Origin of the sequence: Cellulosimicrobium sp. 72-3 (genome assembly GCF_013127315.1) — a bacterium.
Lineage (GTDB): Bacteria > Actinomycetota > Actinomycetes > Actinomycetales > Cellulomonadaceae > Cellulosimicrobium > Cellulosimicrobium funkei.
In genome coordinates this window covers 2757711-2783546 of sequence record NZ_CP053419.1, presented here as the reverse complement: position 1 = coordinate 2783546, position 25836 = coordinate 2757711, and the positions used below count along the sequence as shown (strand labels likewise).

Below are 25836 nucleotides of genomic sequence, written 5' to 3'. Positions count from 1 at the left end.
AGCGCGGGCGTCACTCCGTGCGCCGCAGGTACTCCTGCGCGAGCCGGTGCGGGGCGCGGGCGAGCCACGCGTCCTGGACGAGCTCCTCGAGCTCCGGCACAGGGACCCGGTCGAGCCGCGCGAGCACGATCGGGTACCCGTCGAAGTGGCTCGTCGTGAAGAACGTGCCGGGGTCGTCCTGGACCAGCGCGGCCTTCTCGCCCTCGTCCGCGACGCGGAGCGCGACGGGCGGCTCCGCCGGGGCCGCGTCGCCCAGCTCCTCGAGGTCGCGGCGGCGCAGGGGACGCTCCCACACGAAGAGCTTGCCGTGCACCGTCCACCGGCGCGCGTCCTTGAGGTCCGTACCCGGCAGCACCGCCACGACCCGTCCGACGTCCTCCCACGAGGCCATGCCTCCACGGTAGGCACCCGGTCGCGGGCGGGCCACACGGCCGCCGCCCGGCTCGACGCGGCGGGTCAGAAGGGCGCGACCTTCCCGAGCGGAGGGAAGATCTCGTCGAGCTCGGCGAGGTCCTCGTCCGTGGGCCGCCACGCGCCGGCGGCGGCGTTCTGCCGCACCTGCTCGGGCTTCGTCGCACCCGCGATCACGCTCGACACCTGGGGCCGGGAGAGCAACCACCCGAACGCGACCTGCACCTCGGTGATGCCGCGCACCTGGCAGAACGCGCCGAGCCGCGCGAGCGCCTCCCAGGGCGCGGACTCGAGCAGGTGCGGCTTGGTGCGCACGAGCCGGCCGTCGTCGGGCCGCGCGCCGTGCGCGTACTTGCCGGTGAGCAGGCCGTTCGCGAGCGGGAAGTACGGCAGGACGCCGAGCCCGTACGCCGCCGCGGCGGGCAGCACCTCGAGCTCGGCCGCGCGGTCGACGAGGTTGTACTGGTTCTGCGCGGACACGAACCGCACGGTGCCCGCCGCGCGCGCGACGAGCTCTGCCTCCGCGATCTGCCACCCGGCCCGGTTGGAGTGACCCACGTAGAGCACCTTGCCCGCGCGCACGAGGTCGTCGAGCGCCGCGAGCGTCTCGTCGATCGGCGTCTGCGGGTCGGGGGTGTGGAACTGGTAGAGGTCGATGCGGTCGGTGCCGAGGCGGCGCAGCGAGCCCTCGACCGCCCGCACGACGTAGCGGCGCGAGCCGCGCGCGTCGAAGTCCGCCCCCGCGGCCCCGCGCATCGACAGGCCGAACTTCGTCGCCACCACGACGTCGTCGCGCCGCGACCCGAGCGCCTGGCCGAGGAGCTCCTCGCTCAGACCCGGACGGCCGCCGTACGTGTCGGCCGTGTCGAAGAAGGTCACGCCCGCGTCGAGCGCGGCGTCGACGACGGCGCGCGTGCCTTCCAGGGTCTCCGTCGCCGTCGTGGGGCGCCCGAAGTTGTTGCACCCCAGCCCGACGGCGGACACCGCCAGGCCGGACCGGCCGAGACGGCGCAGGGCGGGGCGGGGGGCGGTGTCGTCGCTCGTGGTGGTCATGCGGCCGACCCTACGTCGGCCCGCGCGACGACGTGACGGCGGAGGCGCGCGCCGCGACGGACGCGACGAGCCGTTCCAGCGGGCCGCGGCCGATCGCCCAGCGCCACAGGGTCGCCACCACGAGCGTCGCGAGCACGAGCGCGAGGAGCGGTCCGTTCGTCGTCTGCTCGTACGCCGCGTCGCCCCACGCCCAGAGCGTGACGATCTGGGCCGAGTAGACCGTGAGCGCCATGGCGCCGACCGCGGCGACGGGGGCGAGCATCCAGCGTCCGACCCGGCCTGCGAACAGGCACAGCCCGAGCACCGCGACGGCGAACCCGCCCGACCCCACGACCTCGAGGAGCGTGTCCGTGTGCGGGCCCGCGAGCCAGAGGTACGCGCTCGTCGGCCACGGGTCCTCCCACCCGAGCGGCTCCGGCCGGTACGCGCTCGACCACACCGCGGCCGCGTCCTCCACGGCCTGCGCCCCGCCGAGCGGACCCGTGAGCGCCGCCGAGACGCCGTACCCGAGCCCGGCCGCCAGCAGCCCGCCAGCGACCAGCGCGACGCGCGTCGTCCTCGCGCCGAGGTCGGACCGCCCGATCGCGATCCCGACGAGCACGTACGCCATCCACACCACCGCCGGGTAGTGCCCCGAGACGAGGAAGTCCGTGAGCGCGCCCGACCCGTCGTCGGGCAGGTGGAGCCCGCCGCGCGCGAGCACCTCCGGGAGCCACAGGGCGAGCACCGGGCCGACGACGGCTACTACGCCCGCGAGGACCAGGAGGTCCCGGCGCCGCCAGCGCAGGAACGGCAGCGCGAGCACGAAGTAGGCGGCGTAGAAGCCGAGGATGAGCAGCACGCGCGTGCCGAGCAGGTCCAGCAGCCCGGCCAGGGCGAGCAGGAGCACCGCGCGCACGAGGACCCGGGTGCGGTTCTGGAGCGCGGGCAGCCCGTCGAGCGGGGTGCGTCCGCCCGAGACGAGGGCGAGCGACACCCCGGCCACGAGCGCGAAGAGGACCGACGAGCGGCCGTGCGACAGCGAGAGCCAGCCGGAGACCTCGCCGAAGTCGTCCGTCGTGAAGCCCACGTGCGCCGCGAACATCCCGAGGACCGCGACCCCGCGCGCGACGTCGAGCCCCGTGACGCGGCCCGGCCCGCCGAGCAGGAACGCGGCGTGGCGCCGCGCGAAGCCGGCTGAGGGGCGAGCGGGGTCGCCGGGGGCGGAGGTCGTGCCGGTCGCGGCCGTCATGGGGGGATTGTCCGTGCGCGGGCGCGCTCCCACCCCGCCGCCACGCCGGGGAGGAGCCGCGCGGCGACCGGCGCCCAGAGTGTGAGAACGGGGTCGAGAACGCCGCACCCGCGGCCTACGGTGCGGGTATGACGCACACCCCCCACGGCGCCGACGAGGCCGCCGAGCACCACGCCGACGCCCCCACCGGGGCAGGCAGCGACCCCGCGCAGGAGTCCGAGTCGTACACCCACGGCCACCACGAGTCCGTGCTGCGCTCGCACCGCTGGCGCACGGCCGAGAACTCGGCCGGCTTCCTCCTGCCGCACCTGCGCCCCGGCATGAGCCTCCTCGACGTCGGCTGCGGCCCGGCCACGGTCACCGTCGACCTCGCCGACCGCGTCGGCGACGGGCGGGTCGTCGGCGTCGACGCGTCCGAGGCCGTCCTCGACAGCGCGCGCGAGCTCGCCGCCCAGCGCGGCACCGCGAACATCTCGTTCCAGCACGCGAACGCCTACGAGCTGCCGTTCGCCGACGGCACGTTCGACGTCGTCTACGCGCACCAGCTCCTGCAGCACCTGTCCGACCCGATCGGCGCGCTGCGCGAGATGCGGCGCGTCACGAAGCCGGGCGGCCTCGTCGCCGTGCGCGACGCCGACTACGCCGCCATGACCTGGTACCCCGAGTCACCGGGGCTCACCGAGTGGAACACGCTCTACCACGAGGTCACCCACGCCTACGGGTACGAGGCCGACGCCGGCCGTCGCCTCTTCTCCTGGGTGCAGGACGCCGGGTTCCCGCTCGACGGGATCGAGCCCAGCGCGAGCACCTGGTGCTACGCCACCCCCGCCGACCGCACGTGGTGGGGCGGCCTGTGGGCCGAGCGGTGCGTCGCGTCGAACTTCGCCGTCCAGGCGAAGGAGTCGGCACTCGCGGACGACGTCGCGCTCGAGCAGCTCGCGCAGGACTGGCTGCGCTGGGCCGAGGAGCCCGCGGGCTGGTTCGCCGTCCTCAACGGCGAGGTCCTCGCCCGCGCGTGATCGACCGGGCACGGCCGGATAGCCTGGGCCCGTGCGCATCGCGAGATTCACCACCGGAGACGACCCCCGCTACGCCCTCGTCCAGCAGGAGGGGGACCGCACCTACCTCGCGGTCCTCACGGGCGACCCGCTCTACATGCCCGTCACGCCGACGGGCGAGCGCGTCGAGCTGGGCGACGGCGTCCGGCTCCTCGCGCCGGTGATCCCGCGCTCCAAGGTGGTCGCCGTGGGCCGCAACTACGCGGACCACGCGAAGGAGATGGGCAACGACGTCCCGACGAGCCCGCTGCTCTTCCTCAAGCCGAACACGTCGGTCGTCGGCCCGGACGACCCGATCGTCCTGCCCGACTTCTCGCAGGAGGTCTCGTACGAGGCCGAGCTCGCGGTCGTCATCGGGCGCCTCGCGAAGGACGTGTCGCCCGAGGCCGCGCCGGCGTACGTGCTCGGGTACACCGTCGCGAACGACGTCACCGCGCGCGACGCGCAGCGCACCGACGGCCAGTGGGCGCGCGCCAAGGGCTTCGACTCCGCGTGCCCCCTCGGGCCGTGGATCGACACCGACCTGAACCCGGAGGACGTCGGCGTCCGCAGCCGCGTCAACGGTGAGGTCAAGCAGGACGGCCGCACGAGCGACATGATCTTCGACATCCCGTTCCTCGTGTCGTACGTCTCCGAGGCGATGACCCTGCTGCCCGGCGACGTCATCCTCACCGGCACCCCCGCGGGCGTCGGGCTGATCGACGTCGGCGACCGCGTCGAGTGCGAGGTCGAGGGGCTGGGCGTCCTGAGCAACCCGGTCGTCCGGCGCGGCTGACCGTGGGGCGCGGTCCGGGCCGCGTCGTCGCGCGGTGGGCGGGCTGGGGCGCCGTCGTCCCGTGCGTCGTCGTGGTCGTGCTCGCGGTCCTCGCGGTCGCTTCCGGGAACGTGCCCCCGGGCGAGGTGCTGGCGTACGCCGTCGTCCTGGCGATCATCCTGGTCCCGGGGTGCGCGCTCGCGGGCGCCGCCCTCGGGGCGGCGGTCGTGGCGACGCGGTCGTGGCGGGCCGGACGCGCGGGAGGCGCGGCGGGGACCGTCCCGGACTGAGACGAGGACGGGCCCGACTCCGGACGCCCGGGCGGCGGACGGCGTCGGGCAACTAGGCTGGGAGCCGTGATCCCCGCACCTGGTTCCTCGCCTGTCCGCGTCCGCTTCTGCCCGTCCCCGACCGGGACGCCGCACGTCGGGCTCATCCGCACCGCGCTGTTCAACTGGGCCTACGCGCGGCACACGGGCGGCACGTTCGTGTTCCGCATCGAGGACACCGACGCCGCGCGCGACAGCGAGGAGAGCTACCAGCAGCTCCTCGACGCGCTGCGCTGGCTCGGGCTCGACTGGGACGAGGGCGTCGAGGTGGGCGGCCCGCACGAGCCGTACCGGCAGTCGCAGCGCGCGGACATCTACCAGGACGTCATCGCGCGGCTCGTCGAGGGCGGGTACGTGTACGAGTCGTTCTCGACCCCGGAGGAGTCCGACGCGCGCAACGCCGCCGCGGGGCTCAAGACGAAGGGCTACGACAACTTCGACCGCACCCTCACGGACGAGCAGAAGGCCGCCTTCCGCGCCGAGGGCCGCGAGCCGGTGCTGCGCCTGCGGATGCCGGACGAGGACATCACGTTCACCGACGTCGTGCGCGGGGAGATCACGTTCAAGGCGGGCTCGGTCCCGGACTACGCGCTCGTGCGCGCGAACGGGCAGCCGCTCTACACGCTCGTGAACCCGGTGGACGACGCGCTCATGGGCATCACGCACGTGCTGCGCGGCGAGGACCTGCTCTCCTCGACGCCGCGCCAGATCGCGCTCTACCGGGCGCTGCTGGAGATCGGCGTCGCGCACGTGATGCCGGAGTTCGGGCACCTCCCGTACGTCATGGGGGAGGGCAACAAGAAGCTCTCCAAGCGCGACCCCGAGTCGAACCTGTTCCTGCACCGTGAGCGCGGGTTCACGCCCGAGGGCCTGCTCAACTACCTCGCGCTGCTCGGCTGGTCGATCTCGCCGGACCACGACATCTTCACGGTCACCGAGATGGTCGAGGCGTTCGACGTGCACGACGTGCTGCCGAACCCGGCGCGCTTCGACCTCAAGAAGGCCGAGGCGATCAACGCGACGCACGTGCGGATGCTCGCGCCGGAGGACTTCCGCGACCGCCTCGTGCCGTACCTCCACGCCGGCGGGCTCGTCCCGGCGGACTCGTTCGCCGACCTGTCGCCCCGCAACCAGGAGATCCTCACGGCGGCCGCGCCGCTCGTCCAGGAGCGCATGGTGCTGCTGGGCGAGTCGGTCGGGATGCTGGGCTTCCTCTTCACGGCCGACGACGCGCTCACGGTCGAGGAGGACGCGCGCGGCGCCCTGCGCGACGACGCGAAGGACATCCTCGCGGCGGCGATCGCCGCGCTCGACGTGCTGCAGGACGACGAGTTCGTCACCGCGGCCATCGAGGAGCGTCTGCGCGACGCGATCGTCGAGGGCATGGGCGTCAAGCCGCGGTTCGCGTTCACGCCGCTGCGCGTCGCGCTCACGGGCCGCCGCGTCTCCCCGCCGCTGTTCGAGTCGATGGAGCTGCTCGGCAAGGGCTCGACGCTGGAGCGCCTCGTGCGCCTGCGGGACGCGCTGTGACCGACGCCGCGGCCTCGGCGGGCGCGCCGCTCGAGGGCGTCCTGTTCGACGTCGACGACACGCTCGTCGACACGCGCGCCGCGTTCACGCAGGCCATCGCCGCCGCGTCGCGCGTGTGGCTGCCGCACCTGCCCGAGGAGCGCTACGACGAGGTCCTCGCCCTGTGGCGCGCCGACCCCAACGGGCACTACCGCGCGTACACGCGCGGCGAGGTCGACTTCGACGCCCAGCGCATGGCGCGCGCCAACGAGCTCCAGGCGGCGTTCGGCGGCGAGTTGCTCGACGACGCGGCGTACGTCGACTGGAAGGACCTCTTCTGGGGCACGTTCGAGGCGTCGTGGACGGCGTTCGCCGACTCCCGCGGGGTCGTCGACGCGCTCGCGGGGGCCGGGGTGCGCGTCGGGTCGCTGACGAACGCGCGCGTCGAGCTCCAGACCCGCAAGCTCGCGGCCGCGGGCCTTGCGGACGTGCCGCTGCTCGTCGGGGTGGACACGCTCGGCTTCGGCAAGCCCGACCCGCGCGTGTTCGCCGAGGCGTGCCGTCGTCTCGGCACCGACCCGGCCCGCACCGCGTACGTGGGCGACGAGCTCGACGTCGACGCGCGCGGCGCGCTCGCCGCGGGCCTCGTCGGGGTGTGGCTCGACCGCCCCGGCACCCGCCGCGGCGGCCCGCACCCGGAGGACCCGACGTCGGCCCGCGCGTCGGGCGTGCACGTCGTCCACGGCCTCGACGACCTGCCCGCGACGCTCGGCGTCGCGGCGGCGCAGACCCCCGCGCCGAGGTAACGCCCGGCCCTGCGAGGCACAGCCCCCGCTCCGCGAGGTAGAGCCCCGGTCCCGCGAGGTAGAGCCCTGGTCCCGCCAGGTAGAGCCCTGGTCCCGCGAGGTAGAGCCCTGGTCCCGCGAGGTAGAGCCCTGGTCATGACCAGGGCTCTACCTCGGCCTACCGGGTCTCTACCTCGGCCTACCGGGTCTCTACCTCGGCCTACCGGGTCTCTACCTCGGCCTACCGGGTCTCTACCTCGGCCTACCGGGCCTCTACCTCGGGGGACCGGGCCGCTTCCTCGCGGGGCGGTCAGGCGAGGAGCAGGACGCCCACGAGGGCCGTCGCGGTGACGAGCACCGCGGAGAGGGCGCCCAGCACGAGCGACCGCCGTCCGGTGCGCACGAGCGTGGGCACGTCCACGCCGAGCCCGAGGGCGAACATCGCCGCGACGAACGCGAGCGTCGAGGCCGTGACGAGGACGGCGAGCACCGGCGCGGGCACCACCCCGAGGCTGCGGAGCGCGACCGCCGCCACGAACCCCACGACGAACCACGGCACCGGGGCGACGCGTCGCTTCTTGGCCTCCGCACCGGCACCCACGCCGCGGGGCTCGCCGTCGTCCGCACCGGTCGACGGCGTGGCGCCCGGCGCCCCGGGCGCGCTCGTGGTCGCGAGCGCCGACGCCGCGCGTCGGGCCCCGCGGGCCACGACGACCCCGGCGACGGCGACGAGCGGCGCGAGCAGGGCCACGCGCGCGAGCTTCGCGACCGTCGCGGTGGCGAGCGCCGGCGCGGAGATCGTCCCGGCCGCGGTGACGACCTGCGCGACCTCCTGGACGCTCGCGCCGATCCAGAGCCCGGCACGGTCGTCGGTGAGCCCGAGCAGTCCTGCGAGCCAGGGCAGCACGACGATCGCGAGGGTGCCGTAGACGGTGACGAGCGCGAGCGCGGTGGCGACGCCGTCGTCGTCCTCGCGCACCTCGTCGGGCGTGCGACCCGGCCGGTCCACGACGCCCTGCATCGCGGAGATCGCGGCGGCCCCGCACACGGAGAAGCCGGTCGCGACGAGTAGCGCCGTCACGCGCGGCACGCGCAGCACGCGGCCGAGCGCGAGCGTCCCCGCGAAGGTGACGGCGAGCGTCGTCGTGACGACGACGAGCCCGCGCCAGCCCAGCCCCAGCACCTCCGGGAGGGAGAGCTGGAAGCCGAGCAGCACGACGCCCACCCGGAGCACGACGCGCGACGTCCACGCGACGCCGGGACGCGTCGCGGCGACCGTCGCCGCGCCCCGACGCGTCGTCGCGAGCCGGCCGAGCACCGGGGCGACGAGCGCGCCCAGGACGAGCGCGACGACGAGTGGGGACACCGTCGGGACCAGGCGCGCGCCCGCGAGCACGAGGAGCGTCGCCGCGCCGACGAGGACGAGCCCGGGGACGAGCGCGCGCGGCCCGCGCGGTGCGTCGGGGCGCCGTTCGGGTGCGGGCGCCGGGGGAGCGGCCGTGACCGCCGGGACGCCTCGGGTCGCGAGGGCCTCCGTGCGGGCCGAGGGAGGTGCAGGCTGGGTCATGCTTCCAGCGTGCTGCGGCCGGTGCGGCGGCAGAAGAGCAACTTCCCTCGCGAGGCATAGAGTGGGCCTATGGCCCCGACCGCCCGCGACAGGACGTCCCTCTCCGCGCTCGAGCTGCTCGTCGCGACCGACTCGCACGGGTCGATCAGCGCCGCCGCCCGCGCGCTCGGCGTCGCCCAGCCCACGGCGTCGGCGGGCCTGCGCGCGCTCGAGCGCCGCCTCGGCCTCGACCTCCTCGAGCGCACGACGCGCGGGTCCCGGCTCACGGAGACCGGCCGCGCGACGGCGGCGTGGGCGCGCGAGGTGATCGAGGCCTCCGACCGCTTCGAGACCTCCGTCGCGGCGCTGCGCGACGCCCCGGCCGCCCGGGTGCGGGTCGCGGCGAGCCTCACCGTCGCGGAGTACCTGGCGCCGCGCTGGCTCGCGCGGCTCGCGCTCCAGGGGGCGCCGGGCGGCGGGGCTCCCGACGTCGAGCTCGTCGTCCGCAACTCGCGCGAGGTGACCGACCTCGTCCTCGACGGCGGGGTGGAGCTCGGGTTCGTCGAGAGCGCGACGCTGCGGCGCGGGCTGCGCAGCCGCACGGTCGCGCACGACCGGCTCGTCGTCGTCGTCGGCCCGGCGCACCCCTGGGCGCGTCGCAGCGCCGTGCGCGTCGACGAGCTGCTGTCCGGGGGGCTCGTCGTGCGCGAGCGCGGCTCGGGCACGCGCGAGACGCTCGAGCGCGGCCTCGCGACGCTCGGCGAGCGCCTGCCGGACCACCTGCCCTACCTCGGCTCCACCGCGGCGCTGAAGACGGCCGTGCAGCACGGCGGGGCGGTCGCCGTGCTGTCGAGCCTCGCCGTCGCCGACGACGTCGCACGGGGCGCCCTCGTGCGGGTCGCGGTGCCGGGGCTCGAGCTGGACCGCCGGCTGCGGATGGTCTGGAAGGACGGCACGGCGCTCTCCTCGGCCGCGCGCCGCATCGCGGCGGCCGCGGCCGCGTCGTCGGCCTGACGGGCCGGCTCAGCCCGGCGCGTCCGCGCGCACGCTCGCGTCCCAGCGCCAGCGCGTGCGCCGCGGCCGACCCGGGAGCTCGCCCCGGCCGGTCGCCCAGAGGAGCACGGCGTCGGGGTCCTCGTCCGGACTCGTCTCGACGTCGGGGAACAGGCGCGTCAGGGCGCGGGCCGCCAGCCCCGGGGGGAACGGGGTGGGTGCGTGCGTGAGCCCGAGCAGGACGTCGTGGCCGTGCACGAGGACCTCGACGACCCCCATCGCCGCGAAGCCGTCGGCGTCCGAGACCCCGTACGGGTGGAAGGCGCGCGCGTCCGCGGGCCGCGTCTCGGCGAGCGTCGCGAGCAGCTCCCCGCCGCCGACGAGCGCCTCGACGAGTCCCGCCGTCCCGGCCGCGCGGTCGACGTGCGCGATCTCGCCCTCCCCCCGGGGCCCGACGAGCGGCACGTACGCGAGCGCGGGGAGCGCCGCGAGCTGGAGCGCGTAGGCGAGGAGGTCGTCCACGACGTGCTCCGTCGTCGTCCAGCACGACCAGCGGACCGGACCGGCCTGCGCGTCGAACGCCGACACGGGCTGGTCCACGAGGCGGTCGGCGAGCCATCGGACGGCCACCCGGACGTCGTCGCCCGTGATCGTGCCGCGTGCGCCCGTGCCGCTCATGCTGCGCCCGGTGCGTCGGGGCGCACGTCCGCGCGCCAGCACTGGGCGAGGTAGGGGAGGTCCACCTCGGTGCGGCCGGCGAGGTCGGGGTGGGTCGCGACGAGCCGGTCGATCTCGTCCAGCAGTTCCTCGCGCCGCGCCGGCGGGAGGGTCAGGAGGTAGCTGCGCGACGCGGCGAGCGAGCGCAGCGAGGACGTGGTGACCCGGTCGGCCCACGGCACCGTGCGGTGCTCGGGCGTCGTGAAGAGGCGCTCGGAGAGCGCGGGCTCCCGGTAGCTGTGCTCGAGCGTGTCACCCCGGTGGATGATCTCGGTGAACCGGCCCACCCAGTCCACCGAGCTGTCCCGGACGTTCCACACGATGCCGAGCCGGCCGCCGGGCCGCAGCACGCGCGCGATCTCCGGCTGGGCCGCGGGGGAGAACCAGTGCCACGCCTGGGCGACCAGCACGGCGTCGACGCTCGCGTCCGGCAGCGGGACGGCCTCCGCCGATCCGGGGAGCGCCTCGGCCTCGGGGACGGTCTCCGCGAGACGGTCCCGCATCGCGTCCGACGGCTCCACGGCGACGACGTCGAGGCCGCGCGCCACGAGCCGCTCCGTGAGCTTCCCGGTGCCGGCGGCGAGGTCGAGGACGCGGTGGGCGCCGTCGGGCACGAGCCAGTCGACGGCCGCGTCCGGGTAGGACGGCCGGGTGGAGGCGTACTGCGCGGCACCGTGCTCGAACGACGCGGCCCGGTCGGCGCGCGAGCCGGGGTCGAGGGAGTCTCCAGGGCTCATGCCCCGACGGTGCCAGACGGCGGCCGTGCCCGTCGACCGCAGGACGCGCGCGTCGCCGGGCCGCTCGGGCGCGCGGAGCGCATTTGGTCCGCGTCGGCATGTCCGGTAATGTTCTCGGCCGGTGGGACCTCCACGGGAGGGAGCCAGGGGGCGGGTCTATGACTCGTCGTCACGGCTTCCCGACGCGGATCGGTTACCCCCTTGGGGTATGGTGTAATTGGCAGCACGAGTGATTCTGGTTCACTTAGTCTAGGTTCGAGTCCTGGTACCCCAGCGAAGAGCTCCGGCTCTGGAGCTCGCGGTCAAGACCGCGAGAAACATGAGGTAGAGTTCTCACCGGAGAAACGGACCGGAAACGGTACGAAGCTCCACAGGCCCCCATCGTCTAGCGGCCTAGGACGTCGCCCTCTCACGGCGGTAACACGGGTTCAAATCCCGTTGGGGGTACAGAAGAAGGCCCGGTCACCATCACGGTGACCGGGCCTTCGTCGTTTCTTCTTGATGCCCGACGCCCGATGCCCGCGCGTCGATCGACGACGGGCCGTGGCCGATGCCCGGTGTGACGCACGTCGCGTGGCGCGCGAGACCCCGCGGGGGTCGGCGTCGGAGTCTTTGCTGTCGGGTGGCGCGGCCGGGTCAGGGAGCGCCGTCGCGCCCGGGTCCGGGCTCGTACGGCTTCGGGATGGGCGTCGACGACGGCCGTGGGGGCGTGACCGGCACGTACGTCGCGCGGTGCTCGCCGGAGACCGTCCAGCCCTGCTCGTCCTCGCCAGGGCCCGCCTGCCGGCCGTCGGGACGCACCGTGTCCCGCGCCGCGTGAGCGTCGCCGGTCACGGGGATCGGCTGGGTGGGCCCGCTCGACACGCCGGCGGACCGGCCGGGCACGACGACGACCCGCGGGTCCGTCGGCAGCGGTGCCGGGGGCGGCGAGGGCGTGGCGGCCGGGCTGCGCCCGTCCCACGCGGGCGCGGGCTCGACCGGAGGCGGCTCGGCAGGCTGCGGCGGGCGCGGCGCGGGCGGCGGTACGGTCGCGGGCAGCGCACCCCCCGTCGTCGCGGCGGGCCCGCCCGGGCCGACCGGCGCTCCGCCTGGTCGGACGCCCGGGATGAAGAGCGTGTCGCACAGCAGGCGGTAGGTCCGGTCCGGGTGCGCGACCCAGTCGATCTGGCGCAGCGCCTGGTCCTGCCCGGCGGACTCGAGCAGGAACTGGCCGTAGCCCAGCACGCGCCCGACGAGCGAGCGCCCGTAGTTCATGTCCGTCACCTTGGTCAGCGGCATCATCGCCACCTTGTGCGTGATGAGGCCGTAGAGCAGGAGCAGGCGCTTGTCCGTGGCGACGAACCACTCGTTGCGCCACTCGAAGACCTTCCACACCAGGCGGGCGGCGAGGATCAGCCACAGCCACCACAGCACCAGCACGCCGTCGCCGACCGCGGGGCCGGCCTGCACGACGAGCCAGGCGATCACGACCGCGCCCGCGACCGTCGTCGCGACGGGCTCGACGAGCATCCCCCAGTGGTGGCGCGTCGCGATGACGACCCGCTCGCCGTTGAGCACGTAGCGGTCCAGGATCCTGCTGCGAGGTCCGCCGCGGGCCACGGTCAGTCCAGGAGCGAGCTGAAGAACTGGCCGATCGAGCGGAACGCCCCGACGATCACGTCCCAGATGCCCTCGACGATGTCGGCCGCGCGGTCCGGGCTCGTGACGATCGCGTACACGGCGAAGATCACGAGGACCCAGATCAGGGCGGCCTTCAGCTTCGGGTGCATCGGAACTCCTCGTGTCTCGGGATCGGACGGTCAGCGGTCGCCCCCGCGACCGCTGCGCTGTCCGGGCGTCGGGCACGCACAGCATGGCAGCAGCCGGGGACATTTTGACAGGGCGCGTCCCGTTTGCGGCCCGCGGCACGCCGACGCCGGCCCGGTGCGGGCCGGCGTCGGTCGGCTCACTCGCCGGCGCGGCGGAGGACCTCGGTGAGGCGGTTCGCGGCGGCGACGACCGAGCCGGAGTGCAGCCGCCCGGGCTGGCGGCTCAGGCGCTCGACCGGGCCCGAGATGGAGACGGCGGCCACGACCCGGCCGGACGGGCCGCGCACGGGCGCGGAGACCGACGCGACGCCGAGCTCGCGCTCGGAGACGGACTGGGCCCACCCGCGGCGTCGGACGCCGGAGAGGATCGTGGCGGTGAAGACGGCCTCGCGCAGCCCGCGGTGCAGCCGGTCCGGCTCCTCCCACGCGAGGAGGACCTGGGCGGCGGAGCCCGCGTTCATGGTGAGCGTCGCGCCGACGGGGATCGAGTCGCGCAGGCCGACGGGGCGCTCGGCGGCCGCGACGCAGATGCGGTGGTCGCCCTGGCGGCGGTAGAGCTGGGCGCTCTCCCCGGTGTGGTCGCGCAGCGCCGTCAGCACGGGGTTCGCGGCGGCGAGCAGGCGGTCCTCGCCGGCCGCGGTCGCGAGCTCGTTGAGCCGGGGGCCGAGGACGAACCGGCCCTGCATGTCGCGCGCGACCATGCGGTGGTGCTCGAGGGCGACGGCGAGGCGGTGCGCCGTCGGGCGGGCCAGGCCCGTGGCCGTGACGAGCTGGGCGAGGGTGGCAGGTCCGGACTCCAGGGCGCCCAGGACGGAGGCCGCCTTGTCCAGCACTCCGACTCCGCTAGTATTGTCCATAGGTCGATATTGACGTCTCACGCACTGAGATGCAAGTCCGGCACTGATGTTCCACCCGCTGGACGTCTTCCCCGGCAGGATGCCGGACGGCGGACCATCGACCCAGGCGGCTCTCCGTACCCCCCAGGAGGACCGTGACAGACGACGAGGAGATGAGCTACATGGCCGGCACGCTGGCGGAGAAGGTCTGGGACGCGCACCTGGTGCGACGAGGCACCGACGGGTCGCCCGACCTCCTCTACATCGACCTCCACCTCGTGCACGAGGTCACCAGCCCCCAGGCGTTCGAGGGGCTGCGCCTCGCGGGCCGCCCGGTCCGCCGCCCCGACCTCACCATCGCGACCGAGGACCACAACACCCCGACGCTCGACATCGACCTGCCGATCGCGGACCTCACGAGCCGCACGCAGATCGACACGCTGCGCAACAACGCGCGGGAGTTCGGCGTCCGCATCCACTCGCTCGGCGACGCCGACCAGGGCATCGTGCACCAGGTCGGGCCGCAGCTCGGGCTCACCATGCCCGGCCTGACGGTCGTGTGCGGCGACTCGCACACCTCGACGCACGGCGCGTTCGGTGCGCTCGCGTTCGGCATCGGCACGTCCGAGGTCGAGCACGTGCTCGCCACGCAGACGCTCCCGCTCGCCCCGTTCAAGACCATGGCGATCAACGTCGACGGCGAGCTGCCGCCCGGCGCCACGAGCAAGGACATCATCCTCGCGATCATCGCCAAGATCGGGACCGGCGGCGGCCAGGGCTACGTCCTGGAGTACCGCGGCGAGGCCATCCGCAAGCTCTCCATGGAGGCGCGGATGACGATCTGCAACATGTCGATCGAGGCGGGCGCACGCGCCGGCATGATCGCCCCGGACGACACGACGTTCGAGTACCTCAAGGGCCGCCCGCACGCGCCCGAGGGCGCGGACTGGGACGCGGCCGTCGAGTACTGGCGCACGCTGCGCTCCGACGACGACGCCGTGTTCGACACCGAGGTCACGCTCCGCGCGTCCGACCTCGAGCCCTTCGTCACGTGGGGCACCAACCCCGGCCAGGGCCTGCCCATCTCCGCGACCGTGCCCGTCCCCGAGCAGATCGCGGACGAGAACGAGCGCGTCGCCGCCGAGCGTGCGATCGAGTACATGGGCCTCACGCCCGGTCAGCCGCTGCGCGAGATCCCCGTCGACACCGTGTTCATCGGGTCGTGCACCAACGGCCGCATCGAGGACCTGCGCTCGGTCGCGAAGGTCGTGCAGGGCAAGAAGAAGGCCGACGGCGTCCGCGTCCTCGTCGTCCCGGCGTCCGCGCGCGTGCGCCTCCAGGCCGAGGCCGAGGGCCTCGACCAGATCTTCCTCGACTTCGGCGCGGAGTGGCGCAACGCCGGCTGCTCGATGTGCCTGGGCATGAACCCCGACCAGCTCCAGCCGGGCGAGCGCGCCGCCTCGACGTCGAACCGCAACTTCGAGGGCCGCCAGGGCAAGGGCGGGCGCACGCACCTCGTGTCGCCGCTCGTCGCCGCCGCCACCGCGCTGCGCGGGACGCTCTCCTCGCTGAGCGACCTCGACCTGCCCGAGGGCACCGACATCACGTCCTTCGACGGCACGCCGCTCGCGCCGCTCGACCCGCGCGTCCTCGTGCAGGTCTGAGCCAACCGCGCCGCGCTGCCCCACTCGTCGCCCCGAAGACCCGAAGAGGTTCCTGCCATGGAGAAGTTCACGACCCACACCGGCGTCGGCGTCCCGCTGCGCCGCAGCAACGTCGACACCGACCAGATCATCCCCGCCGTCTACCTCAAGCGCGTGACGCGCACCGGGTTCGAGGACGCGCTGTTCGCCGCCTGGCGCGGCGACCCCACGTTCGTCCTCAACCAGGACGCCTACCGTGCGGGCTCCGTGCTCGTCGCCGGGCCCGACTTCGGCACCGGCTCGTCGCGCGAGCACGCCGTCTGGGCGCTCAAGGACTACGGCTTCCGCGTCGTCCTCGCGTCGCGCTTCGCCGACATCTTCCGCGGCAACTCCGGCAAGCAGGGCCTCGTCGCAGGCATCGTCGCGCAGGAGGACGTCGAGCTGCTCTGGAAGATCCTCGAGACCAACCCGGGCACCGAGGTGACGGTCGACCTCGTCGCCCGCACCGCGTCGGCGCTCGACGTCACCGTGCCGTTCCAGATCGACGACTACACGCGCTGGCGCCTCATGGAGGGCCTCGACGACATCGGCCTCACGCTCCAGCACGAGGACGAGATCTCCGCGTTCGAGGCGACGCGCGCGTCGTGGCGCCCGAAGACGCTGCCGGCGAAGACGCTGCCCAAGGTCGAGATCGAGGCGGCGCGGCCCGTCGGCTAACGGTTCTGCGACGCGGGGCCGGGGGCGGGCTCTGGGGTGGTGACGACGGGTCTACCATCCGCAGGGCTCGTCCCTCGCCCTGCTCCCGCCAGGCCCGCCACGACCCGCCGTCACCACCCCAGAGCCCGCCCGTGATCGTGTCGCCGACACGTCGTCCGGGTCCGTTCCTGGATCAGGGCGTCAGTGTCGCGGCGGGCCCGCGTGGATCGCGGCCAGGAGCGAGTCCGGGGTCGCGGTCTCGGGATTCCAGCGGGACTCGACCCACCAGGTCGCTCCGGCGTCGGCGAGGCCGGCGAGCTGGTCGGCCGCCGCGGAGCGGTCCGCCGGGAGCTCGCCCTGGACGACGACGTCGAACGGCCGGTCCGCGTCGAGGCCCAGCTCGGCGCGACGCGGGGTGAGCCAGCCGACGAGGGCGGAGACGTCGTCGGGCGTGGGCACGTCGAAGCCGCGGTCGCCGCGGAGCTGGAGCACGATCCCGTCGGCGCGCAGGGTGCGGTCGAGCGAGCGCACCGGCGGGCGCTCGGCGTCCCACACGCCGACCGGCCAGACCGGCACGTGGTGGCCGACGACGGCGCGCTCGACCGGTCGCGGCAGGAACTGCATCTCCCCGGTCCGCACGTGCGTCCCCTCGAACGTGAACCGCTCGCCGGTCCACGCGCGGTCGAGGTAGGCGAGCGCGTCGTCGAGCAGCTCGGCGCGCTCGCGCAGCGACTGCGGCTGACCCGGTACGGCGGAGAAGCCGCCGTCGTCGAGCACGCCGACGCCGACCGGCAGCACGAGGCGACCGCCCGACAGGTGGTCGACGGTCAGCGCCTGGCGCACGACCTCCCACGGCTTGCGGCGGGGGAGTGCGAAGACCATCGCGCCCAGCGTGATCCGCTCGGTCCGGACCCCCGCCGCGGCGAGCACGGCCCACGGGTCGAACGTGTCGACCGGCATGGTCAGCAGACTCAGCCCGTCCCACGAGAAGAACCCGTCCCAGCCGGCGTCCTCCGCCCCGACCGCCATCTCCAGCACCTGGGCGGCGGAGCCGAAGCTCCCGACCACCCCGACCTTGATCCCCGACCCTGTCCCCGTCGTCGCTGCGCTCATCCACCCGACGCTACGCGGCCCCACCCACACCGCTGAGCGCGGGAGACAGCCGCGTCCGAGGAGCCGTGACGCGACCGTTCCCTGCGCTCAGCGGTCAGGGGAGCGGGACGACGTCCACGCGCACGATGCGCCGCCGCGCGACGTCGGTCACCGTGAGCCGGTAGCCGTCCGCGTCGACGTGGTCGCCCACGACGGCGAGGCGCCCGAGCTGCGCCAGGACGAAGCCGGCGACGGTCTCGTACGGGCCGTCGGGGAGCTCGACGCCCGTGCGGCGTGCGAACTCCTCGATCGTCTGTCCGGCGTCCACGCTCGTCGTCGCGCCGTGCTCGCGCGCGGGCGACGGCTCGTCGGCGTCGTACTCGTCGCGGATGTCGCCCACGAGCTCCTCGACGAGGTCCTCGAGCGTGACGATCCCGTCGGTGCCGCCGTACTCGTCGACGACGACGGCGATGTGCACGCCCTCGCGCCGCATCTGCGACATCGCGGGCAGCACGGTGTTCGTCGCGGGCAGCGCGAGGATGGGCCGCGCGACGTCGCGCACGGTGAGGGCGCGCCCCGTCGTCGGGTCCGTCGGCGGGTGGTCGGGGCAGTCCCGGCCGAGGAGGTCGCGCACGTGGAGGAACCCGACGACGTCGTCGAAGTCGTCGCCCGTCACCGGGTAGCGCGAGTACGGGCCCGCCGCGACCGTCTCGGCGGCGTCCGCGAGGGGGGTGTCGGCCGCGAGGAACGCGACCTCGCCGCGCGGCGTCATCGCCTCGGCGAGCGAGCGGTCGCCCGCCGCGAACACGTCGTCGAGGATGCGGCGCTCGTCCTCGGGCAGCGACTCGTGCGCGAGCACGATCTCGCGCAGCTCCTCCTCGCTCATCTCCTCGCTGCGCGCCGAGGGGTCGCCGCCGAGCAGCCGCACGACGCCGTCGGTCGAGCGCGACAGCAGCCAGATGACGGGCCGCATGAGGGTCGCGAACCGGTCCAGGGGAGGGGCGACGACGAGCGCGACGCCCGCCGAGCGCTGCAGCGCGATGCGCTTGGGCACGAGCTCGCCGAGCACCAGGGAGAGGTAGGCGATGACGAGGGTGAGCCCCACGAGCGCGACGGTGTCCGCGAGCCCGCTCGACAGCCCCAGGTCCTCGAGCGCGGGCGCGAGGTCCGGTGCGAGCGTCGACGCGCCGTACGCGGCCGAGAAGAAGCCCGCCACGGTGACGCCGATCTGCACCGCGGCGAGGAAGCGGTTGGGGTCGCGCGCGACCGCCGCGACCCGGGCGCCGCGCGCCGACTGCTTCTCGATGCGGGCGACCTGGCTCTCGCGCAGCGAGACGAGCGCGATCTCGGTCCCGGCGAAGACGCCGCCGACGAGGATGAAGAGCAGGACGAGGCCGATGTTGGTCCAGGTGCCGGAGTCCATGCCTCATCCAACCAGGCCACTCGGCCCGGCGTGGGCTCAGCCGGCGGTCGGGGCGGGGCCGTCCGGCGTCGTCGGCTCGGTCGCGGCGGGCTCGCCGTGCTTGCGGCGCGGGATCAGGTGCGCCACGAGGACCACGACGCCGCCGACCACGATCCCGACGACGGCGGAGCACGCCGTGTTGACGAGCCAGCCGAGGAACCCGCCCACGCCCGCGACGCCGGTCACGGCGTGCTCGAGGTGGTGCACGACGTCGTACGGGCCGTGCCAGCCGAGGTCGTACGTGCCCTGCAGCAGGATGTGGCCGCCCACCCAGAGCATCGCGACGATCCCGACGATCGAGATGACGGACATGACCTTCGGCATCGCGCTCACGAGCCCGCGCCCGAACGACTGGACCCAGGGCGTGTCGCGCTTCGCGAGGTGCAGGCCGATGTCGTCCATCTTCACGATGAGCGCCACGACCCCGTAGACGAGGACCGTGATGAGGATCGCGACGATCACGAGGATGATCAGACGCGACCAGAAGTTCTCGGAGGCGACCTCGTTGAGCGCGATGACCATGATCTCCGCGCTGAGGATGAAGTCGGTGCGGACCGCGCTCGACACCACCGAGTCCTCGTCGACCGCCTTCTTCTCGGTCTTCGTCTCGACCTCGGCGTGGTGCCGCCCGGAGACGAGCTCCCACAGCTTCTCCGCGCCCTCGAACGCGAGGTACGTGCCGCCGAGCATGAGCAGCGGCGTGAGCAGGAAGGGCAGGAACTGGCTCAGCAGCAGGATCGCCGGGAGGATGAAGAGCAGCTTGTTGCGCAGCGACCCCGTCGCGATGCGCTTGATGACCGGCAGCTCGCGCTTGGCTGCCAGACCCTCGACGTAGCGGGGCGTGACGGCGGTGTCGTCGATGACGACGCCCGTCGCCTTCGCGCTCGCGCGCCCGGCGGCCGCGCCGACGTCGTCGATCGAGGCGGCCGCGAGCTTGGCGAACGCCGCGATGTCGTCCAGGAGGGCAGCGAGTCCGAAGGCCATGGGTGGGTGCTCCGTGCGCCGGCCCGTGTCGCCGCGCACGGGCCCGCTGGTCGAGTGGACGCGGCCGCAGCATCGTAGCGACTCCGCCCCCACCACGCGTCGCAGGACCGCAGCCGCCGGCACCGGGGCGCCGAGCACGGGACCGGCGACCGGATCGAGGCGATTCCGGTCGCCCACCCCGTGCTCGGCGGCGGCTCACGTGACTGCCGGGTCGTCCGTGGAGGGGCGGGTCACCACGTTCACCAGGTGCGGCGGGCGGACGACGACGCGCACGACGTGCCGCCCGGCCGTCGCCCGGGCGGCACCCGCGGTCGCGAGCGCGAGGTCGTGCAGCGTCCGCTCGTCGACGTCCGCGGCCACCCGCACCCGGTCGCGCACCTTCCCGTCGACCTGGACGGCCGCCACGACCTCGTCGACGACGAGCAGCGCCGGGTCGACGGTCGGCCAGTCGGCCTCGGTCACCGACGGCTCGCGCCCGAGGCGGTGCCACGCCTCCTCCGCCGTGTGCGGCGCGACCAGGCTCAGCAGCACGACGGCGGCCTCGACGGCCTCGCGCACGGCGGCGGCGTGCGCGCCGGCCTTTTCGTCGGACGCCGGCCCGGTGTCGGTGGCGCGCCGCGCGGCGCTCGCGAGCTCCATGACGCGCGCGACGACGACGTTGAACCGGCTCCGGTCGAGCAGGTCCTCCGCCTCGTGCACGGTCCGGTGCGTGGCCCGGCGCAGCGCGTGAGCCCGCGACCCGGGCACGACGGCGCCCAGCACCTCGGGGCCGGTCGCCCGCGGCCCGGCGGCCGGTCCGACGGCGTCCGCGAGCCGCAGCACGCGCGCGCAGAACCGCCGCATCGCGCTCGCGTCGACGTCGGCCCAGTCGACGTCGTCCTCCGGCGGCCCCGCGAACACCAGGGCGAGGCGGACCGCGTCGGCACCGTGCCGGTCGAGCTGCTCGCCGAGGTCGACGCCGTTCCCGAGCGACTTGCTCATGGCCCGCCCGCCGTTGCGCACCTGACCCTGGTTGAGCAGGGTCGCGAAGGGCTCGACGACGTCCACCCAGCCCTCGTCGTGCAGGAACTTCGTGACGAACCGGCTGTACAGCAGGTGCAGGATCGCGTGCTCGACGCCGCCCACGTACTGCGCCGCGGGCATCCACCGACGCGCGTCCTCGGGGCGGAACGGGACGTCGTCGGGCGGGCTGTCGTCGCCCGGCGAGCAGTACCGCAGGAAGTACCACGACGAGTCGACGAACGTGTCGAGCGTGTCCGGGTCGCGCTCGGCGTCGGCGCCGCACCGGGGGCACGGCACGCGCCGCCACGCCTCGGCGGCGGGGGCGGCCAGCGGCGAGCGGCCCCGAGGGAGGAGGTCGTCGCCGGCCAGGTCGGGGAGCCGGACGGGCAGGTCGTCGTCCGGGACGGGCACGACGCCGCACCCCGGGCAGTGCACGACCGGGACGGGTGCGCCCCAGTAGCGCTGCCGCGAGACCAGCCAGTCGCGCAGCCGGTACGACGTCGCACGCTCGCCCGTGCCGTCGTCCTCCAGGCGGGCGATCGCCTCCTCCACGCCCGGCCACGTCTCGCCCGACCCCGTCGGCAGGCCGTGGGCGGCGGCGAAGCGCGCGTCGCGGTCGTCGTGCGCGGGCACGCCCATGACCGCTCCCGTCCCGTAGTGGGGCAGCACGTGGTCGGCGGCCCAGACCGGCAGCCGCTCGTCGCTGCCGGGGCGGCGGACCCAGGCGCCCAGGAACGTCCCGGCGCTCGGGCGCTGCGCGCTCGTCCGCTCGATCTCCCCGGACGCCAGCGCGGTCTCCCGGTGCCGGGCGAGCGCCTCCGCGCGCTCCGGTGCGCACAGTGCCGCAGCGAGCGGCCCGTCCGGCGCGACCGCGACGAACGTCGCGCCGGGCAGGGTGTCGGGACGCGTCGTGAAGACCTCGACGTGCTCGGGCCGCGAGGCGGCCCCGGGCGCGGCGCTCGCGGGGGCGTGGGGGGCGTCGTCGGGCACGACGGGGAAGCGCACGCGCGCCCCGGCGCTGCGCCCGATCCAGTTCCGCTGCATCGTCAGCACGCGTGCGGGCCACGCGTCCTCGAGCGCCTCCATGTCGTCGAGCAGGCGGTCGGCGTACGCGGTGACGCGCACGAACCACTGCGTGAGTTCGCGGTGCACGACGGCGGCCCCGCACCGCTCGCACCGACCGCCCACGACCTGCTCGTTCGCGAGCACGGTCCGGTCGACCGGGCACCAGTTCACCGACGCCGTCGCGCGGTAGGCGAGGCCGCGCTCCAGCAGCCGCAGGAACAGCCACTGCGTCCATCGGTAGTACTCCGGTCGGTGGGTCTCCAGGCGGCGCGACCAGTCGAACGACACCCCGTACCGGCGCGCGGTGGCGGCCTGCGTCGCGATGTTCGTCTCGGTGAAGACGGCGGGGTTCTCGCCGCGGCGGATCGCCGCGTTCTCGGCGGGCAGCCCGAACGAGTCCCAGCCGATCGGGTTGAGGACGTCGTACCCGCGCAGGCGCCAGTACCGCGCGACGACGTCCTCCAGCGCGAACACCTCGGCATGACCCATGTGCAGGTCGCCCGAAGGGTAGGGAAACATCGTCAGCAGGTACCTGCGGGGGCGCGAGCCGTCGTCGCGCGCGCGGAACGTGCCGTGCTCGGCCCAGTACTGCTGCCAGCGGTCCTCGATCTCTCGCGACGACGCGCCGAGCATGCGGCTGTCGCCCGAGCTCGGCTCGACATGGTCGACACCCGCATGGTCGGCGGGGACGATCGGGACAGTGGGGACAGAAGGGTGGGGTGGGGGTGCGGCGTGCATCGGGAGGGCTCCTCGAGAGGTGGGCTCGTCGTCGGGCACTCGCCGTGCGGCCCCTCGGGGACGCGCAGGCACCGCCGCGCTGAGCGTGCCCGCCCGGCGGGCTCAGCGCGGCCGACGAAGGAGGAGCCGCAGGTGTCGCATCCCGGCCATCGTCGCCCGGGCGCCGACGCGCGGTCAACACCGGGACGGCCCAGGACCGGGGCGGGGCCGGGTGTGGCGGACGTCGCGCACGCGGGCGCGCCACGGCCGATGCTGCGCCAGTAGGCTTGAGGCCATGGCATCCCACTACGACGTCGTCGTCCTCGGTGCAGGTCCCGGTGGTTACGTGGCCGCGATCCGTGCAGCCCAGCTGGGTCTGTCGGTCGCGGTCGTGGAGGAGAAGTACTGGGGTGGGGTGTGCCTCAACGTGGGCTGCATCCCGTCCAAGGCGCTCCTGCGCAACGCCGAGCTCGCGCACATCTTCCAGCACGACGCGAAGACCTTCGGCATCTCCGGAGAGGTCAGCTTCGACTTCGGCGCGGCGTTCGACCGCTCGCGCACCGTCGCGGAGGGGCGCGTCAAGGGCGTGCACTTCCTCATGAAGAAGAACAAGATCACCGAGTACGACGGCCGCGGCACGTTCCGCGACGCGCACACGCTCGACGTGAAGCTCGCCGACGGCTCGACCGACCAGGTGACGTTCGACAACGTCATCATCGCGACCGGCTCGAAGGTGCGCCTGCTCCCGGGCGTCGAGCTGTCCGAGAACGTCGTCACGTACGAGAAGCAGATCCTCACGCGCGACCTGCCCCGCTCCATCGCCATCGTCGGCGCGGGCGCGATCGGCATGGAGTTCGCCTACGTCCTCAAGAACTACGGCGTGGACGTGACGATCATCGAGTTCCTCGACCGCGCGCTGCCCAACGAGGACGCCGACGTGTCGAAGGAGATCGCCAAGCAGTACAAGAAGCTCGGTGTCAACCTGCTCACCTCGACCGCCGTCCAGACGGTCAAGGACAACGGCGCCGACGGCGTCACCGTCAGCTACAAGGGCGTCAAGGACGACAAGCCGGGCGAGCTCGTCGTCGACAAGGTCCTCATGGCCGTCGGCTTCGCGCCCAACGTCGAGGGCTTCGGCCTGGAGAACACCGGCGTCCAGCTCACCGAGCGCGGCGCCATCGCGATCGACGACGTCATGCGCACCAACGTCGAGCACATCTACGCGATCGGCGACGTCACCGCGAAGCTCATGCTCGCGCACGTCGCGGAGGCGCAGGGTGTCGTCGCGGCGGAGACCATCGGCGGCGCCGAGACGCTCACGCTCGGCGACTACCGCATGATGCCGCGCGCGACGTTCTGCCAGCCGCAGGTCGCGAGCTTCGGCCTCACCGAGCAGCAGGCGCGCGACGAGGGCTACCAGGTCAAGGTCGCGACCTTCCCGTTCATGGCGAACGGCAAGGCGCACGGCCTCGGCGACCCGGTCGGCTTCGTCAAGCTCATCTCCGACGAGACCTACGGCGAGCTCCTCGGCGGCCACCTCATCGGCCCCGACGTCTCCGAGATGCTGCCCGAGCTCACGCTCGCGCAGAAGTGGGACCTCACGGTCAACGAGGTGGCGCGCAACGTGCACACCCACCCGACGCTGTCCGAGGCCGTCCAGGAGTCGATCCACGGCCTCGCGGGGCACATGATCAACTTCTGACCCGTCAGACGCGGTCGCCCGCGCGGGCGACCACCCGAGCCGAGGCCCGGACCTGCTTGTCTCAGGTCCGGGCCTCGTGCTGTCCGGCGGGCGTGCGTGCGCCTGGGGACGAACGTGCCCCCGCGCGCCCTCGCCGGGGAGGCGGACGGTCCGCCGGGCGACCCGCCGGTGCCGCTAGGCGAGCGTCCGCGTCACGTGCTCGAGCCAGCGGGCGACGGTGACCAGCTCGTCGGGGGTGAAGCCCTCGGTGAGGCGGTCGTTCAGCTCGGCGAGCGCGGCGCGCACCTCGTCGAGCGCCGCGGTGCCGGTGGGCGTGAGGTCCAGGCGGACGGTGCGGCGGTCGTCGGGGTCGGGGCGACGGCGCACGAGGTCCGCGCGCTCCATGCGGGCGAGCAGGCCGCTGGTGCCGGCGGGGGAGGCCTGCAACGCGGCCGTCACCTCGCCGATCGTCGCGCCGGGGTGGGTGGCGAGGTGCAGCAGCACGCCGGCGGCGGCGGCCCCGAGCCCCGGGCCGCCGTCCCCGGTCGTGCGCGCGCTGCCGCGGCGCGCGATCCAGCGCCGCATCTGGCGCTCCGCCGCGGTGGTGAGGAACACCAGCCGCGGCGGGCGGCCCGTCATCGTCGCGGCTTCCTGGCGGGGAAGTGGACGTTTCCGTCCTGCTGCGACGGGGCGGCCGCGGCGCGGGCGTCGAGCCAGGCGAGGAGGTCGGGCCAGAGCGTGTCGCGCAGGCCGCGGCGGAAGAAGCCCAGGTGGCCGATCGCCTCCACGCCGCCGTCGGCGGGGCTCCAGGTGCGGCGCTCGACGTGGGCGGCCGTGAGGCGGTCGGTGATCGCGTCGATCTGCGCGGGGGTGGCCCACGGGTCGTCGGTGAACCCGACGGCGAGGACGTCGCCCGTGACGCGTGCCGCGTCCGCGGCGGCGCGCATGGTCGGGTCGTCGAAGAAGTAGCCCGGCATGGTCGACCAGCGACTCCACTCGAGCATCGCGGCGGCGGGCATGTCCTCCCCGAGGCTCAGACGACGGCCGGGGATGTGGCCGAGCACCCGGGCCGTCGCGGGGCCGAGCGCCCGCAGGATCAGTCGGACGCGCGCTCGCTCGGCGCGGTCGGGGATCGCGGACGTCGCGGCGACGTGGGACGCGACCGTGACGAACCCGGCCAGGCCCCGTGAGCCCTTGCCGAGCGCGAGCGCGTGCCCGCCGATGCTGTGCCCGACGGCGAGCTGGGGCACGTCGCCGAACCGCGGGCGGGCCCACGCGGCGACCGCGGGGACGTCGTCGGCCATCCAGTCGCGCATGCGCAGGCCGCGGTGGTCGCGGGGGCTGCCGGACCGGCCCGTGCCGCGGTAGTCGTAGGTGACGGCGACATACCCATGAGTGGCGAGGAACTCCGCGAACCCCGTGTACAGGCGCTCGGGGACCGCCGTCGCGGGGTGGATCACCACGACACCGCGGGGCGACTCCTTGGCGGGCCCGCGCACCGTGCCGACGACCCAGCCGCCCGCCGGGATCTGGATCCGCAGCTCGTCGGAGCCCACCGTCGCCGGGCTTTCGTTTCGCATGCGAAGTACCTTAGCGGGCTCCGTGGGTGAGGTAGTGCGTGCCCTGACGCTGGGTCTGGTGGCGGCGGACTAGGGTGCGCGTCGTCGGCGCACGGGGCGGGCGCGCTGCGAGCGCGCGCGGACGCCCCCATGCTGGACGTTCCGCCG

Annotated in this window: 24 protein-coding genes and 2 tRNA genes; 11 read left to right on the top strand and 15 right to left on the bottom strand. The window is 74.5% G+C overall.

What is annotated here, in order from left to right; all coding sequences use genetic code 11:
- Positions 1 to 10: 10 nt before the first annotated feature.
- The 3 genes from HKK73_RS12645 to HKK73_RS12635 form a co-directional block, all read right to left on the bottom strand.
- Positions 11 to 391 carry an MmcQ/YjbR family DNA-binding protein gene (locus tag HKK73_RS12645; RefSeq protein WP_114553906.1) on the bottom strand — a complete coding sequence of 127 codons (381 nt, stop codon included), beginning with the start codon at positions 389 to 391 and terminating at the stop codon, positions 11 to 13.
- Between the two features lie 65 nt (positions 392 to 456).
- Positions 457 to 1464, bottom strand: a complete 1008-nt coding sequence (locus HKK73_RS12640) for an aldo/keto reductase (protein WP_171468141.1) — start codon at positions 1462 to 1464, stop codon at positions 457 to 459.
- Between the two features lie 10 nt (positions 1465 to 1474).
- On the bottom strand, positions 1475 to 2695 hold the full coding sequence (locus HKK73_RS12635) for a heparan-alpha-glucosaminide N-acetyltransferase domain-containing protein (RefSeq protein WP_171468140.1): 1221 nt from the start codon (positions 2693 to 2695) through the stop codon (positions 1475 to 1477).
- A gap of 128 nt (positions 2696 to 2823) precedes the next feature.
- Between HKK73_RS12635 and HKK73_RS12630 the strand changes: the two genes are divergently transcribed.
- The 5 genes from HKK73_RS12630 to HKK73_RS12610 all read left to right on the top strand — a co-directional run bounded on the left by HKK73_RS12630 (position 2824) and on the right by HKK73_RS12610 (position 7151).
- Entirely contained in the window at positions 2824 to 3714 is an 891-nt protein-coding gene (locus HKK73_RS12630; protein WP_043656661.1) for a methyltransferase domain-containing protein, read from the top strand.
- Between the two features lie 31 nt (positions 3715 to 3745).
- Complete coding sequence (locus tag HKK73_RS12625) at positions 3746 to 4528, top strand: fumarylacetoacetate hydrolase family protein (protein ID WP_034654511.1); 783 nt, start codon at positions 3746 to 3748, stop codon at positions 4526 to 4528.
- Between the two features lie 2 nt (positions 4529 to 4530).
- Positions 4531 to 4797 carry a hypothetical protein gene (locus tag HKK73_RS12620; protein WP_085387635.1) on the top strand — a complete coding sequence of 89 codons (267 nt, stop codon included), beginning with the start codon at positions 4531 to 4533 and terminating at the stop codon, positions 4795 to 4797.
- Positions 4798 to 4863: 66 nt separating this feature from the next.
- Positions 4864 to 6366: a glutamate--tRNA ligase gene (gene gltX, locus HKK73_RS12615; RefSeq protein ID WP_021482938.1), complete on the top strand. Its 1503-nt coding sequence runs from the start codon at positions 4864 to 4866 to the stop codon at positions 6364 to 6366.
- The gene (locus tag HKK73_RS12610) at positions 6363 to 7151 is read left to right on the top strand and encodes an HAD family hydrolase (protein ID WP_171468139.1); all 789 of its coding nucleotides are present in this window, start codon (positions 6363 to 6365) and stop codon (positions 7149 to 7151) included. Before gltX ends, HKK73_RS12610 begins: the two co-directional genes overlap by 4 nt.
- 289 nt (positions 7152 to 7440) lie before the next feature.
- Here the strand turns inward: HKK73_RS12610 and HKK73_RS12605 are convergent, their stop codons facing one another.
- A complete protein-coding gene (locus HKK73_RS12605; protein WP_171468138.1) occupies positions 7441 to 8697 on the bottom strand; it encodes a YeiH family protein in 1257 nt (418 codons plus the stop codon).
- 69 nt (positions 8698 to 8766) lie between these two features.
- Here HKK73_RS12605 and HKK73_RS12600 point away from each other — a divergent pair, with 69 nt between their 5' ends.
- Positions 8767 to 9690 (top strand): LysR family transcriptional regulator, encoded by a 924-nt coding sequence (locus HKK73_RS12600; protein WP_171468137.1) that lies wholly within the window; start codon positions 8767 to 8769, stop codon positions 9688 to 9690.
- 9 nt (positions 9691 to 9699) lie between these two features.
- On the opposite strand, the gene HKK73_RS12595 is transcribed toward HKK73_RS12600, so the two are convergent.
- Both HKK73_RS12595 and HKK73_RS12590 read right to left on the bottom strand, forming a co-directional pair.
- Complete coding sequence (locus tag HKK73_RS12595; protein ID WP_171468136.1) at positions 9700 to 10347, bottom strand: hypothetical protein; 648 nt, start codon at positions 10345 to 10347, stop codon at positions 9700 to 9702.
- On the bottom strand, positions 10344 to 11123 hold the full coding sequence (locus HKK73_RS12590) for a class I SAM-dependent methyltransferase (RefSeq protein ID WP_171468135.1): 780 nt from the start codon (positions 11121 to 11123) through the stop codon (positions 10344 to 10346). The genes HKK73_RS12595 and HKK73_RS12590 overlap by 4 nt, the downstream gene beginning before the upstream one ends.
- Positions 11124 to 11325: 202 nt before the next feature.
- On the opposite strand from HKK73_RS12590, the gene HKK73_RS12585 reads away from it, so the two are divergent.
- Positions 11326 to 11397 (top strand) — tRNA-Gln (locus HKK73_RS12585).
- A 100-nt stretch (positions 11398 to 11497) separates the two neighbouring features.
- A tRNA-Glu gene (locus tag HKK73_RS12580) sits at positions 11498 to 11570 on the top strand.
- Positions 11571 to 11759: 189 nt separating this feature from the next.
- Here HKK73_RS12580 and HKK73_RS18940 read toward each other — a convergent pair.
- From HKK73_RS18940 to HKK73_RS12565, 3 genes are all read right to left on the bottom strand, one after another.
- Positions 11760 to 12722 carry a PH domain-containing protein gene (locus HKK73_RS18940; RefSeq protein ID WP_216607987.1) on the bottom strand — a complete coding sequence of 321 codons (963 nt, stop codon included), beginning with the start codon at positions 12720 to 12722 and terminating at the stop codon, positions 11760 to 11762.
- A gap of 2 nt (positions 12723 to 12724) precedes the next feature.
- Positions 12725 to 12892, bottom strand: a complete 168-nt coding sequence (locus HKK73_RS12570) for a hypothetical protein (RefSeq protein ID WP_163187158.1) — start codon at positions 12890 to 12892, stop codon at positions 12725 to 12727.
- Positions 12893 to 13068: 176 nt separating this feature from the next.
- The gene (locus tag HKK73_RS12565) at positions 13069 to 13788 is read right to left on the bottom strand and encodes an IclR family transcriptional regulator (RefSeq protein WP_034654517.1); all 720 of its coding nucleotides are present in this window, start codon (positions 13786 to 13788) and stop codon (positions 13069 to 13071) included.
- A 161-nt stretch (positions 13789 to 13949) separates the two neighbouring features.
- Between HKK73_RS12565 and leuC the strand changes: the two genes are divergently transcribed.
- The gene (gene leuC, locus HKK73_RS12560) at positions 13950 to 15431 is read left to right on the top strand and encodes a 3-isopropylmalate dehydratase large subunit (RefSeq protein ID WP_074809932.1); all 1482 of its coding nucleotides are present in this window, start codon (positions 13950 to 13952) and stop codon (positions 15429 to 15431) included.
- A gap of 57 nt (positions 15432 to 15488) precedes the next feature.
- Positions 15489 to 16127: a 3-isopropylmalate dehydratase small subunit gene (gene leuD, locus HKK73_RS12555; RefSeq protein WP_034654518.1), complete on the top strand. Its 639-nt coding sequence runs from the start codon at positions 15489 to 15491 to the stop codon at positions 16125 to 16127.
- A gap of 180 nt (positions 16128 to 16307) precedes the next feature.
- Here leuD and HKK73_RS12550 read toward each other — a convergent pair whose 3' ends face one another.
- The 4 genes from HKK73_RS12550 to HKK73_RS12535 form a co-directional block, all read right to left on the bottom strand.
- Entirely contained in the window at positions 16308 to 17219 is a 912-nt protein-coding gene (locus HKK73_RS12550) for an LLM class flavin-dependent oxidoreductase (RefSeq protein ID WP_253705634.1), read from the bottom strand.
- 94 nt (positions 17220 to 17313) lie between these two features.
- A complete protein-coding gene (locus HKK73_RS12545; RefSeq protein ID WP_171468134.1) occupies positions 17314 to 18621 on the bottom strand; it encodes a hemolysin family protein in 1308 nt (435 codons plus the stop codon).
- A 36-nt stretch (positions 18622 to 18657) separates the two neighbouring features.
- A complete protein-coding gene (locus HKK73_RS12540) occupies positions 18658 to 19644 on the bottom strand; it encodes a DUF808 domain-containing protein (RefSeq protein WP_171468133.1) in 987 nt (328 codons plus the stop codon).
- A gap of 195 nt (positions 19645 to 19839) precedes the next feature.
- The gene (locus HKK73_RS12535) at positions 19840 to 22344 is read right to left on the bottom strand and encodes a class I tRNA ligase family protein (RefSeq protein WP_171468758.1); all 2505 of its coding nucleotides are present in this window, start codon (positions 22342 to 22344) and stop codon (positions 19840 to 19842) included.
- A 379-nt stretch (positions 22345 to 22723) separates the two neighbouring features.
- Here HKK73_RS12535 and lpdA point away from each other — a divergent pair, with 379 nt between their 5' ends.
- Positions 22724 to 24130 (top strand): dihydrolipoyl dehydrogenase, encoded by a 1407-nt coding sequence (gene lpdA, locus HKK73_RS12530; RefSeq protein WP_034654525.1) that lies wholly within the window; start codon positions 22724 to 22726, stop codon positions 24128 to 24130.
- Positions 24131 to 24304: 174 nt separating this feature from the next.
- Here the strand turns inward: lpdA and HKK73_RS12525 are convergent, their stop codons facing one another.
- A complete protein-coding gene (locus tag HKK73_RS12525; protein ID WP_171468132.1) occupies positions 24305 to 24748 on the bottom strand; it encodes a MarR family winged helix-turn-helix transcriptional regulator in 444 nt (147 codons plus the stop codon).
- The gene (locus HKK73_RS12520) at positions 24745 to 25689 is read right to left on the bottom strand and encodes a serine aminopeptidase domain-containing protein (protein ID WP_171468131.1); all 945 of its coding nucleotides are present in this window, start codon (positions 25687 to 25689) and stop codon (positions 24745 to 24747) included. Before HKK73_RS12520 ends, HKK73_RS12525 begins: the two co-directional genes overlap by 4 nt.
- Positions 25690 to 25836 lie beyond the last annotated feature (147 nt).